The sequence below is a fragment of the Flavonifractor sp. HCP28S3_F3 genome (genome assembly GCF_052065355.1).
In the GTDB taxonomy this organism is placed as follows: domain Bacteria; phylum Bacillota; class Clostridia; order Oscillospirales; family Oscillospiraceae; genus Flavonifractor.
In genome coordinates this window covers 51,422-63,765 of record NZ_JBQHUF010000011.1, presented here as the reverse complement: position 1 = coordinate 63,765, position 12,344 = coordinate 51,422, and the positions used below count along the sequence as shown (strand labels likewise).

Below are 12,344 nucleotides of genomic sequence, written 5' to 3'. Positions count from 1 at the left end.
CTGTGCTGCGTTGGAAACGGGTGGAGATAAGCGGCGGCGCGCTGCTGCTGGGAGCTGTGCTCTTTTATCTGGATGATCAGGGCCTGTTCCTTCTTTCCATGCTGGCCTGCATCGCCCATGAGCTGGGCCATTATCTGGCGATCCTTGCTCTGGGCGGAGAGGTGACAGGGCTGCGTATCACCTGTGTGGGTGCGGAGATGCGGCTCTCCAGCCGCAGGCCTCTGAACTGGTTCGGCCAGGTGCTGGCAGCCCTGTCAGGTCCCCTGGTGAATCTGGGGCTGGGCTTTGCGGCCCTGCGGATCTGGGGGGAGACGGGCTGGTGCTTTGCGGGAATCAATTTTGCTTTGGGGGCCTTTAACCTGCTGCCTGCCGGCTGCCTGGACGGCGGGCGGGCCTTGGGTTTCCTGCTGACTCCGCTGCTGGGAGAGGAGGGGGCGCTGCGGTTCCTAAAGGTCCTGGCCTGGGCGTTGGCGGCAGGGCTGCTGGCTGGTACCGCGATCCTGGCCTGGCAGGGCAGCCTCAACCTGACTCTGCCGCTGCTGAGCGGCTGGCTGCTGACGGGAAATTTTCAAGGAAAAAAGGCTTGCATTCAATGATAGGCTGTGATAAAATACCATGGACTCAATAAAAGGGTGGTCCTCTGCGGCTGCCGCTCCAGAGAAGAGGGCGGCGCTTACAGCCGGCACGAACGCCTATAAACAGGAGGAAGTAAAATGGATCTCATGCAGGCTTTCAGCGCCAAGTACCAGAAGTCCGAGCCCCCCAAGGCTGAGGTGGGCGACACCGTCCGTGTGCACGTGCACATCAAGGAAGGCAACCGCGAGCGTATCCAGGTCTTTGAGGGCACCGTTATCGCCAAGAAGCACGGCGGCATCGAGGAGACCATCACTGTGCGCCGCGTGTCCTACGGTGTAGGCGTGGAGAAGGTGTTCCCCATCCATGCTCCCGCTGTGGATAAGATCGAGATCGTCCGCAAGGGTAAGGTCCGCCGGGCTAAGCTCTATTACCTGCGCGACCGCGTGGGCAAGAGCGCCAAGGTCAAGGAGCGCATCTGATTCTGCCAGCGACAAAAAGGAGAGGCGATGCCTCTCCTTTTTTGTTTAAAAATTTGTGGTATTCTCTTTTCAATCCACAAGATATTGAGTATAATGGATGCTATTAAAACGTAACCATGGAAAGGAGGCGGGGATATGGATATTCAGTGGTATCCCGGCCATATGACAAAGACCCGCCGTCAGATCCAGGCGGACATGAAGCTGGTGGATCTGGTGGTAGAGATCATCGACGCCCGCATCCCTATCTCCAGCCGTAATCCGGATATTGACGAGATTGTGGGCGATAAGCCTCGGCTGATTATCCTCAACCGGGCCGATCAGGCGGATCCCGCCATGAACAAGGTGTGGGGCGACTGGTTCCGCAGCCGCGGCAGCTGGGTGCTGGAGACCAACGCTCGGGACGGAAAGGGTGTCAACCAGTTTTCTGGTGCCATCAAGTCCGCCCTGAAGGACAAAATCGAGCAGTGGAAGGCGAAGGGCCTGGTAGGCCGCCCTGTACGTGCCATGGTGGTGGGGGTACCCAATGTGGGCAAGTCCACCTTTATCAACCAGGTAGCCAAAAAGAAGTCGGCCAAGGCAGGGAACAAGCCTGGCGTAACCCGGGGCAAGCAGTGGGTGAACGTGGATCCCGGTCTGGATCTGCTGGATACCCCGGGTATCTTGTGGCCCAAATTTGAGGATGAAACAACTGGCATGCATTTGGCCTTTACAGGTGCGGTCAAGGACGAGATCATGGATTTGGAGACACTGGCCTGCCACCTGATGGAGATCCTGGGGCAGCGGTATCCTCAGGCTTTGACCGCCCGCTACAAAGTGGAGCCGGAGCCGGGATTGGCTGGATGGGAGCTGCTGGAGTTGTGCGGCCGGAAACGCGGTTTTCTGATTTCCGGCGGCGAGGTGGACACCGAACGTATGGCTCGGGTTTTGCTGGAAGAGTATCGAAGCGGAAAGCTTGGAAACTTTACACTTGAGGCGCCGGAGGACCTCCAGCCATGAGCGCACCGGATCTGTGGACCTATGAGCGGGAATATTGGGCGAAGGGCTACGAGACGATCTGCGGCTGTGACGAAGCAGGGGCCGGACCTCTGGCCGGGCCGGTATACGCCGCCGCTGTTATTTTGTCCCGGAATCTGGTCATTCCCGGCCTGAACGATTCCAAAAAGCTGACCCCCAAAAAGCGGGATCAGCTGTATGATCAGATCATCGCTCAGGCAGAGGCCTGGGCGGTAGCCTGGGTTGGGCCGGAAGAAATTGACGCTACCGACATCCTCAGTGCCAGGATGAACGCCATGCAGCGGGCCATTGATAAGCTGCAGTTTCCGCCCGATCTGGCATTGCTGGATGGAAACCGGGATCATGGTAAAGCTGGTGCCGTTACAACACCCCATGTCATGCTTATAAAGGGAGATTCCCTGTCGGCATCTATCGCAGCGGCCTCCATTCTGGCGAAGGTAAGCCGGGATCGGTATATGGAGGAGATGGCAGTGGAGTACCCCCAATATGCCTTTGAGAAGCACAAGGGCTATCCCACGAAGCTGCACTATGAGCTGTTGCGGCAGTATGGGCCCTGTCCCATCCACCGTCGGAGCTTTTTAAAAAAGCTGTGAGCGGGGGAGAGCGGCGGCTGCTGGGTCGCTGGGGCGAGGCTCTGGCGGCAGAGAAGCTGCGGGATATGGGTTACAAGGTGATCGCCGCCGGATACCACTGCCGTTTTGGCGAGATCGACCTGATTGCAATAACTGACAAGTACTTATGCTTTATAGAAGTGAAACTGCGGAAGGACGATTCTTTCGCCCCGGGACGGGCGGCGGTGGACCGGAAGAAACAGGAAAAGCTGCGGACTACGGCTCAGTGGTATCTGGCGGAGCATCCGGAGCAGACCCTGCAGCCCCGATTCGATGTGGCGGAGATCTACGCACCTCAGGGTATGGCCACCAGATCGCCGGAGTTTCACTATTGGGAAAACGCTTTTTAGGGGGGACGGAGAACGGATATCAATGTGTTTGACGGGCACTGTGATACGGTGCTCATGTGCCATCAGTTTGGCGGCAGCTTTGGCCGCAATGGCTACCACGTGGATCTGGAGCGGGCTGGGAAGTACCGCCAGTATGCTCAGTTCTTTGCCCTCTTTGGTCAGCCTGAGGATTTCCCGGGGAAGGACCTGCGAGGTATGACTTTTCAGGAAATCTTTCAGGCGGAGTACGACCTGTTTTGCCGGGAGATGGAGTCCAATACCGAGGTCATTACCCACTGCCGCACGGCGAAGGAGGCCGAGCGCGCCTTTGCCGCTGGGAAGATGGCAGCGTTCCTGTCCGTAGAGGGAGCGGAGCTGCTGGATTGTTCCGTAGAGCGGCTGGAGGAGGCCCATACTTTGGGTGTCCGTTCGGTGAATCTGACCTGGAACCATGTGAACGCCCTCTCTGGTACCAATCTGGAAGAGACTGACCGGGGGCTGACGGATCAGGGGCGGGCCTTTGTGCGGAAGGCGGAGAAGCTGGGCGTGCTGGTGGATGTATCGCATCTGTCTGACCCAGGGTTTTGGGATGTGGCAGAGACCCTTTCCGGTCCCTTTTGGGCCAGTCATTCCAACGCCAGAGGGGTATTTTCTCATCCCCGGAACTTGACCGACGAGGAATTTACTGCCATAATAGACCATAATGGTGTGGCAGGCCTGAATCTCTACGCACTGTTCCTGGGAGAAAAGCCGGATGTGGATACGGTGATTGCGCACCTGGAGCACTGGCTGGAGCTGGGGGGTGCCCGCAATGTGTCCCTGGGCGGTGACCTGGATGGATGCAGCTGCCTGCCGGCGGGCTTCACTGGTGTGGAGAGTTGGGCTTGCCTGTATGAACGATTATTGCAGCGCAATTACCCGGATACGCTGATACAAGATCTGTTTTTCAATAATCTGATGAGGGTTGTGAGCGAAGTATGTATTATGTGAGTACAAGAAACAAGGCAGACCGGCGGACTGCGGCTGAGGCCATTGAAAAAGGACTGGCCCTGGACGGCGGCCTGATGACTCCCGAGGTGCTGCCCAAGCTGTCCCACAATGCGCTGGATACCATGAAGGAGATGTCCTACCAGCAGCGTGCTGTCTATGTGATGAACGCCTACCTGGACGACTTTACTTCCTCTGAGCTGGCGGGTTTCGCAGCCAAGGCATACGGCGGGAATAAGTTTGATGTGAAGGAAGTGGCGCCTGTCCGTCAGGTAGACGGCAATACCTATTGCCTGGAGCTGTGGCATGGTCCTACTTGTGCGTTTAAGGATATGGCTCTGCAGATGCTGCCCCACCTGCTCACTGCCTCGCTGAAAAAGAACCAGGAGAACAAGACGGTATGCATCCTGGTTGCCACCTCCGGCGATACCGGCAAGGCCGCCCTGGAGGGCTTCCGGGACGTGGACAAGACCCGGATCCTGGTGTTCTACCCCAAGGACGGTGTTTCCGCGATCCAGGAGCTGCAGATGAACACCCAGGAAGGGGAGAACGTGGGCGTCTGTTCCGTGGTGGGCAATTTTGACGACGCCCAGACTGGCGTAAAGAAGCTGTTTTCCGACGAAAACCTGCGGGAACAGCTGGCAAACAGGGGCTTCTTCCTGTCCTCCGCAAACTCCATCAATTGGGGCCGGGTTCTGCCTCAGATCGTCTACTATATCTCCGCTTACTGCGACCTGCTTCGGGATGGAAAGCTGCAGAAGGGCGATCCCGTCAATGTCTGCGTGCCTACCGGAAACTTCGGCAATATCCTGGCAGCCTATTATGCCCGTGAGATGGGTGTACCCATTAAGCGGCTGATTTGCGCGTCCAACTCCAACAACGTGCTGACCGACTTCCTGAAAACCGGCATCTATGACCGCAATCGTACCTTCTATAATACGATGTCCCCCTCTATGGACATCCTGATCTCCTCCAATCTGGAGCGTCTGCTCTTCGCGCTGTCGGGACATGATGACGATCAGGTGCGGGAGTATATGGCCGAGCTGGGTCAGAGCGGCCGGTATGAGGTGAGCAAGACCATCAAGGATAAGATGGACAAGCTGTTTTCTGCCGGTTACTGTGACGATACACAGACCCAGAAGGTGATCGGTGCCATGTGGAAGGAGCACCACTATCTTATCGATCCCCACACTGCTGTGGCCTTCGACGTGCTGGATCAGTACCGGAAGGAGAGTGGGGACGAGACTCCCGCCATCGTGGTGTCTACTGCCAGCCCCTTCAAGTTCTGCGACAACGTACTGGGTGCCCTGGGCGTGACCCAGCTGGCAGAGGGTACCGACGTGCTGGATCAGCTTTCTGAGCTCACCGGTATTCCTGCGCCGGCCCCCCTGGCTGCGCTGAAGGACAAGACTGTGCGCTTTACTCAGAACGTCACCAAGGACCACATGGTGGACCAGGTGCTGGAGATGCTGCGCTGAATGGCACTGTACGCGATCGGAGATACACACCTCTCCCTGGGCTCCAACAAGCCGATGGATGTGTTCGGCGGCGGCTGGGAGGGGTACGTGGATAAGCTGCGTGCCGGTTTTGAGCAGGTTGGTCCGGAGGATACTGTGGTGCTCTGCGGCGACCTGTCCTGGGGTATGGGTTTGGAGGAGGCAGAGGCCGACTTTGCCTTTCTGAATGCCCTGCCCGGCAGACGGAAGCTGATGCTCAAGGGCAACCACGACTACTGGTGGAACACGGCGTCCAAGATGAACCGCTTTTTTGCTGAGCATGGTCTGGATACCCTGCACATCCTGCATAACAACTGCTATGAATACGGGGACTACGCTTTGTGCGGCACCCGGGGGTGGTTTTATGAGGAAAAAGGAGACCAGAAGGTGTTCAAGCGGGAGCTGATCCGGCTGGAAGCCTCCCTGAAAGCGGCGGGGGAGAAGAAAAAACTGTGTTTTCTTCACTATCCGCCCCTCTATCAGGGGTACCGGTGTCCTGAGATTATTGCCCTGCTGGAGCAGTACGGCGTGGAACGGTGTTATTACGGCCACCTCCACGGCGGCAGCCACCGTTTGGCGGTGGAAGGACTTCAGGGAAAAGTGGAATATCACCTGGTGTCAGCGGACTACACTGGGTTCCGTCCGCAAAAAATCTGCGAATAATTCAAAAAAAAGTATGGAAATTTTCCGCAGTATCTGATACTATATAGCGGATAACGCGAAAGATGGCCTCCGCTGACCGATTTGGCGGCAGCTGAGGCTGACAGGAGGAAGTAAACAACATGAATGTCAAGAGCGTCGAGAAACAGGAGAAGAGCACCGTCGAGCTGGTCATCGAGATCGGGGCGGAGGAGTTTGAGGCTGCCGTTCAGAAGGCTTATCTGAAGCAGCGCGGCAAGATCATGGTCCCCGGCTTCCGTAAGGGCAAGGCTCCCCGGAAGGTCATCGAGGGCATGTACGGTTCCGGTGTGTTCTATGAAGACGCCATCAACGAGATTTATCCCCAGGCCTACGCCGACGCGGTGGAGCAGGAGAAGCTGGACGCCGTGGCTTGGCCCAAGGTGGATATCGTCAGCGTGGGCAAGGAGGGCCTGACCTTCAAGGCTCTGGTCACTGTCCGTCCCGAGGTGAAGCTGGGCGAGTACAAGGGCCTGACCGCTGAGAAGGAAGAGGTCAAGATCACTGACGAGGACATCGACAACGAGCTGAAGCCCTACATCAACCGCGCCACCCGTATGGTGACCGTGGAGCGTGAGGCTCAGAACGGTGACACCGTGGTCATCGACTTTGAGGGCTTCCTGGACGGTAAGCCCTTTGACGGCGGCAAGGGCGAGGGCCACAGCCTGGAGCTGGGCTCCGGCTCTTTTGTGCCCGGCTTCGAGGAGCAGCTGGTTGGCACCAAGGCCGGCGACGAGAAGGACCTGGACATCACCTTCCCCGAGGACTATCACGCCGACCTGGCCGGCAAGGCTGTCGTGTTCAAGGTGAAGGTCCACGAGGTGAAGGAGAAGCAGCTGCCCACCGTGGACGACGAGTTTGCCAAGGACGTGTCTGAGTTCGACACTCTGGCTGACTTCAAGAAGGACCTGGCCGACAAGCTGACCGAGCGCCGCGAGAACCAGGCCAAGCAGGCCTTTGAGGCTGCTGTCCTGGAGCAGGTCATGAGCAACATGGAAGTGGAGATCCCCGACGCCATGGTGGAGTTCGAGGCCGACAACCTGGTGAACGACATGGCTCAGCGGATCCAGGCTCAGGGCATTCCCTTTGAGCAGTACCTGGCCATGACCGGCATGAACATGGATATGATGCGTGAGCAGGCTAAGGCCGCCGCCCTGGAGCGGGTGCGCCGCGACCTGGCTCTGAACGCCGTGATCGCTGCTGAGGACATCCAGATCTCCGACGAGGAGCTGGAGGAGGAGTACAAGCGCTTGTCCGAGCAGTACCACATGGAGCTGGACAAGGTGAAGGAGGCTGTGGCCGCCGACGACATCCGCAAGGAGCTGTCCATGAAGAAGGCCGAGCAGGTGATCTATGATTCCGCCAAGGTGGGCAAGGCTCCCGCCAAGAAGAAGACCACCAAGAAGAAGGCTGAGGATGCCGAGGGTGAGGCCGCTGAGGGTGAGGAGAAGCCCAAGAAGCGCCGCACCACCAAGAAGAAGGCTGAGGATGCCGCCGAGGGCGAGGAAAAGACCGAGGAATAAGGTGCCGATAAGCGGGCATACTCTTGTGTGTGACTGCCCGCCATCGGGGGATGGCCGGGCGCCGAAAACGCCCTGACATCAAAATAAAGGAGAACCTGAACCATGAGCTTAGTTCCTTATGTTGTAGAGCAGACCAACCGGGGCGAGCGTTCCTACGATATTTTCTCCCGGCTGCTCAACGACCGCATCATTTTCCTGGGTGAGGAAGTGAACGCAACCACTGCCAGTCTGGTAGTTGCCCAGCTTCTGTATCTGGAGGCCCAGGATCCTGACAAGGACATTCAGTTCTATATCAACAGCCCTGGCGGCTCCGTGACCGACGGTATGGCCATCTATGATACCATGCAGTACATCAAGTGCGATGTGTCTACCATCTGCATCGGTATGGCCGCTAGCATGGGAGCTTTCCTGCTCTCCTCCGGCGCCAAGGGCAAGCGTCTGGCGCTGCCTAATGCTGAGATTATGATTCATCAGCCTTCTGCCGGTACCCAGGGCCAGATCACCGATATGGCGATCCACCTGAAGCGGTTGGAGATCATCAAAAAACGGATGAACCAGATCCTGGCAGACAACACCGGTAAGAACGTGGAGGAAGTCACCGCCGCCTGTGAGCGGGACAACTTCATGTCCGCCGAGGAGGCCAAGGAGTTTGGTCTGATTGACAAGGTGATCTATTCGCGGTAAAATCCAACAGGGGGGGAGCGGGGAAGACGCCCTGCTCCCTCCGTGTCGTATACGGAAGTCCCCCGGGGACGACTGAATTTTCTAGCATTGAGGTATGGAACATGCCGAAAAATGACGAACGCAAAAGCGTAAGATGCTCCTTCTGCGGTAAGCACCAGGAGCAGGTGGCCAGGATCATTGCCGGGCCCGGCGCCTATATCTGCAACGAGTGCGTCCACCTGTGCATGAGCATTCTGGACGACAACTACGATCCGGAGGAGCCTATCAGCCCTGATATTCCGGACGTGATCCCCACTCCCCGGGAGATCCGGGATGTGCTGGATCAGTATATCATCGGCCAGGAGGACGCCAAGGTGGCTCTGTCTGTGGCGGTGTACAACCACTACAAGCGGATCTACTTCGGCGGCGGGGACGATGTGGAGCTCCAGAAGAGCAATATTCTGCTCATGGGTCCCACTGGCTGCGGCAAGACCCTGTTTGCCCAGACCCTGGCCCGGATCCTGAAGGTGCCCTTTGCCATTGCCGACGCCACCACGCTGACCGAGGCGGGCTATGTGGGCGACGACGTGGAGAACATCCTGCTGCGTCTGGTGCAGGCTGCCGACTACGATATCGAGTTGGCGGAGCGCGGCATCATCTACGTGGATGAGATCGACAAGATCGCCCGCAAGAGCGAGAACACCTCCATTACTCGGGATGTGTCCGGCGAAGGTGTGCAGCAGGCACTGCTGAAGATCCTGGAGGGTACCGTGGCCAATGTGCCGCCCCAGGGCGGACGGAAGCATCCCCACCAGGAGTTCATCCAGATCGACACCAAGAACATCCTGTTCATCTGCGGCGGCGCCTTTGACGGGATGGAGAAGATCATCGAGCAGCGTCTGGATAAGAAGACTATCGGCTTTGGCGCGGATATCCAGGGGAAGAAGGAGAAGAGCAATACCGCCATCTTCAAGGAGATCCAGCCTCACGACCTGTTGAAGTTCGGCATCATTCCTGAACTGGTGGGCCGTCTGCCGGTCATCACCACCTTGAATGCGCTGGATAAGGAGCAGCTGGTGCGCATCCTCACTGAGCCCAAGAACGCTCTGGTGAAGCAGTACCAGAAGCTGCTGGAATATGATATGGTGGATCTGGAGTTTGAGCCCCAGGCTCTGGAGGAAGCTGCTGAAAAGGCCATTGAGCGGGGCATCGGTGCCCGTGGCCTGCGTGCGGTGCTGGAAGACGTCATGACCCAGATCATGTATGACGTGCCTTCCGATCCCACCATCGCAAAAGTGACCATTACGGCGGAGAGCGTCAGGGATCACCAGCCTCCCGCCATTGAATACGACCCTGAACGCACCCAGCGGCCCCGCCTCGGCGGCGCGTCCCTGCGTGCAGAAAAGGGCGGTTCCGCCCCCAAGGGGAACGTGTCTTAACAGATCAAAGCCTGAACGCGGAGTACAGAAGTCGGGAATTCGGAGCAACGGGTCTTGCTGAGTAAGCCGCAGCCTCCAGTTCCTGGCTTCTGTCTTTGTATGAGGGAGGTATCCATATGCAAGCAAATACCCCGGTTATCATGCCTGCACTGGCCCTGCGGGGCCTGACGATTTTTCCTAATATGCTGCTCCACTTCGATGTGGGACGGGAGAGCTCCATCAAAGCCCTGGACGAGGCCATGACCAGCGGACAGACCATCTTTCTGGTGGCCCAGCGGGACCTGGCCATTGAAAACCCCCAGGAAGGGGATCTCTATAGCATCGGTACCATCAGCAATGTGCGCCAGATCCTCCGGCTGCCGGGCGACAACGTTCGGGTCATGGTGGAGGGCGTCAGCCGAGGCCGTTTGTGCCAGGTGGTGGAGTCCACGCCCTACCTGACGGCCCAGGTGGAGGAGATTCCGGCGGAGCAACCTGTAAAGCGTTCGGCCCGTACAGAGGCTCTGATCCGGCAAACCTATGAGCTGTTTGAAAGCTATATTGAGCTTGCGCCCAAGATGACGCCGGACATCCTACTCTCCGTGCTTTCCAGCGAGGACCCCGGCTATATCGCCGACTACATCGCTCAGAATCTTCCCATGCGGACGGGGGACAAGCAGATCATCCTGGAGGAGCTGCGTCCGGTCCGCCGCTTGGAGAAGCTGAGTCAAAATCTCCGCCGGGAGGTAGAGATCCTGGAGTTGGAACAGGAGATGCAGACCAAGGTTCGGGATCAGCTGACCCGCAGCCAGCGTGACTACGTCCTGCGGGAGCAGCTGAAGGTCCTCCAGCAGGAGCTGGGCGAAGACCAGCAGGGGAGCGGAGACCAGGAATTCAGCGATTACCGCCGCCAGATCGCCAAGGCCAAGCTGCCGGAAGAGGTGCGGGAGAAGCTGGAGAAGGAGCTGCGCCGCTTGGAGAAGCAGCCCTTCGGTTCAGCGGAGGCTACTGTGATCCGCAACTATTTGGACACGGTGCTGGAGCTGCCCTGGGGCAAAAAGACAAAGGAGCGGGTCAATGTGGAGGCGGCCCGGAAGGTGCTAGACGCCGATCACTACGGCCTGGACAAGGTTAAGGAACGGATACTGGAATTTCTGGCCGTCAAACAGCTGGCGCCCCAGCTGAAGGGGCAAATCCTCTGCCTGGTAGGACCTCCGGGGGTAGGCAAGACCTCCATTGCCTCCAGTGTGGCCAAGGCCATCCACCGGAACATGGCTCGCATCTCCCTGGGTGGCGTCCACGACGAAGCGGAAATCCGGGGTCACCGCAAGACCTATGTTGGCGCCATGCCCGGCCGTGTGATCGCCGCCATTCAGCAGGCCGGCAGCTGTAACCCGCTGCTGCTGCTGGACGAGATCGACAAGCTGGGCAACGACCAGCGGGGCGATCCCGCTTCCGCACTGCTGGAGGTACTGGACGGGGAGCAAAACGGGACCTTCCGGGATCATTTCCTGGAGGTGCCCTTCGATCTGTCCGATGTGCTCTTTATCACCACTGCCAATACGCTGGATACCATCCCCCGGCCTCTGCTGGACCGGATGGAGGTCATTGAGCTGAACAGCTATACAGACGAGGAGAAGGTACAGATCGCCAAGCGGCATCTTCTGCCCAAGGAGTTGAAGCGTCACGGACTGACCAAGGCGCAGCTCAAGCTCACAGACGATGCTATCCGCGCCTTGATTCGGGGCTATACCCGGGAATCCGGCGTCCGTGTTCTGGAACGGGAGCTGGGCGCTCTGTGCCGGAAAGCTGCAATGCGTGTCGTATCAGATGGTGTAAAGTCTATAAGCGTTACAGAAAAGAACCTGGAGAGTTATCTGGGGATCCCTCGCTATCATCCGGATCGTTTGCCCCAGACGGAGCAGGTGGGCGTGGTCAATGGCCTGGCCTGGACCAGTGTGGGCGGCGAGATTCTGGAGGTAGAGGTGGGCGTAGTCCCCGGCAGCGGTAAGATTGAGCTGACAGGCAACCTGGGAGACGTGATGAAAGAGTCTGCCCATGCAGCCCTGACCTATATCCGCAGTCGAGCCCCGCAGCTGGGTATTGAGGCTGATTTCTATAAAACAAAAGACATCCATATCCATTTCCCGGAGGGGGCAGTACCTAAAGACGGCCCGTCGGCAGGCATCGCCATCACCACAGCCATGGTGTCTGCCCTGACTGGCACGCCAGTCAAGCGGGAACTGGCTATGACAGGCGAAGTTACTTTACGTGGAAGAGTACTGCCCATCGGCGGCCTGAAGGAAAAGACCGTGGCAGCGTACCGGAACGGCATCACCACTGTGATCGTTCCCGCCGACAACGAAAAGGATCTGGAAGAGATCGACCAGACAGTGCGGGCCGGCCTGCGCTTTGTTCCCGTGGAGCAGGTGGATGAGGTGCTGGCTGAAGCGCTGGCCCTGGACCTGGCCTGCGGCAGCGGGGAACAGGTGCAGATGCTGCGGGATACGGCCCACCAGGGTGAGCGGCCCTGCCTCAAACAATAGGGTACATAATGGCTGTAAAGTAAA

At 58.2% G+C, this 12,344-nt stretch carries 12 protein-coding genes; all 12 read left to right on the top strand.

All coding sequences use genetic code 11. The annotated features are described in order from the left end of the window. Positions 1 to 2 precede the first annotated feature (2 nt). The 12 genes from ACTNB1_RS10645 to lon all read left to right on the top strand — a co-directional run bounded on the left by ACTNB1_RS10645 (position 3) and on the right by lon (position 12,320). The gene (locus ACTNB1_RS10645) at positions 3 to 596 is read left to right on the top strand and encodes a site-2 protease family protein (protein ID WP_441169366.1); all 594 of its coding nucleotides are present in this window, start codon (positions 3 to 5) and stop codon (positions 594 to 596) included. 117 nt (positions 597 to 713) lie between these two features. After that, entirely contained in the window at positions 714 to 1,055 is a 342-nt protein-coding gene (gene rplS, locus ACTNB1_RS10640; protein ID WP_441169364.1) for a 50S ribosomal protein L19, read from the top strand. A 135-nt stretch (positions 1,056 to 1,190) separates the two neighbouring features. Next, complete coding sequence (gene ylqF, locus ACTNB1_RS10635; protein WP_441169362.1) at positions 1,191 to 2,051, top strand: ribosome biogenesis GTPase YlqF; 861 nt, start codon at positions 1,191 to 1,193, stop codon at positions 2,049 to 2,051. Continuing rightward, positions 2,048 to 2,662, top strand: coding sequence for a ribonuclease HII (locus ACTNB1_RS10630; protein WP_441169361.1), 615 nt, complete (start codon positions 2,048 to 2,050; stop codon positions 2,660 to 2,662). Before ylqF ends, ACTNB1_RS10630 begins: the two co-directional genes overlap by 4 nt. Beyond that, complete coding sequence (locus ACTNB1_RS10625) at positions 2,659 to 3,030, top strand: YraN family protein (RefSeq protein WP_441169359.1); 372 nt, start codon at positions 2,659 to 2,661, stop codon at positions 3,028 to 3,030. Before ACTNB1_RS10630 ends, ACTNB1_RS10625 begins: the two co-directional genes overlap by 4 nt. 24 nt (positions 3,031 to 3,054) lie before the next feature. After that, positions 3,055 to 3,999 (top strand): dipeptidase, encoded by a 945-nt coding sequence (locus ACTNB1_RS10620; protein WP_441169357.1) that lies wholly within the window; start codon positions 3,055 to 3,057, stop codon positions 3,997 to 3,999. Beyond that, positions 3,987 to 5,474, top strand: coding sequence for a threonine synthase (gene thrC / locus ACTNB1_RS10615; protein ID WP_441169356.1), 1,488 nt, complete (start codon positions 3,987 to 3,989; stop codon positions 5,472 to 5,474). Before ACTNB1_RS10620 ends, thrC begins: the two co-directional genes overlap by 13 nt. Then, positions 5,475 to 6,155 (top strand): metallophosphoesterase, encoded by a 681-nt coding sequence (locus ACTNB1_RS10610; protein WP_441169354.1) that lies wholly within the window; start codon positions 5,475 to 5,477, stop codon positions 6,153 to 6,155. 119 nt (positions 6,156 to 6,274) lie between these two features. Next, a complete protein-coding gene (tig, locus tag ACTNB1_RS10605; protein WP_441169353.1) occupies positions 6,275 to 7,693 on the top strand; it encodes a trigger factor in 1,419 nt (472 codons plus the stop codon). A gap of 102 nt (positions 7,694 to 7,795) precedes the next feature. After that, positions 7,796 to 8,377 carry an ATP-dependent Clp endopeptidase proteolytic subunit ClpP gene (clpP, locus tag ACTNB1_RS10600; RefSeq protein ID WP_441169351.1) on the top strand — a complete coding sequence of 194 codons (582 nt, stop codon included), beginning with the start codon at positions 7,796 to 7,798 and terminating at the stop codon, positions 8,375 to 8,377. Between the two features lie 101 nt (positions 8,378 to 8,478). After that, positions 8,479 to 9,795, top strand: coding sequence for an ATP-dependent Clp protease ATP-binding subunit ClpX (gene clpX / locus ACTNB1_RS10595; RefSeq protein ID WP_441169349.1), 1,317 nt, complete (start codon positions 8,479 to 8,481; stop codon positions 9,793 to 9,795). A 116-nt stretch (positions 9,796 to 9,911) separates the two neighbouring features. Next, on the top strand, positions 9,912 to 12,320 hold the full coding sequence (gene lon / locus ACTNB1_RS10590) for an endopeptidase La (protein ID WP_441169348.1): 2,409 nt from the start codon (positions 9,912 to 9,914) through the stop codon (positions 12,318 to 12,320). Positions 12,321 to 12,344 lie beyond the last annotated feature (24 nt).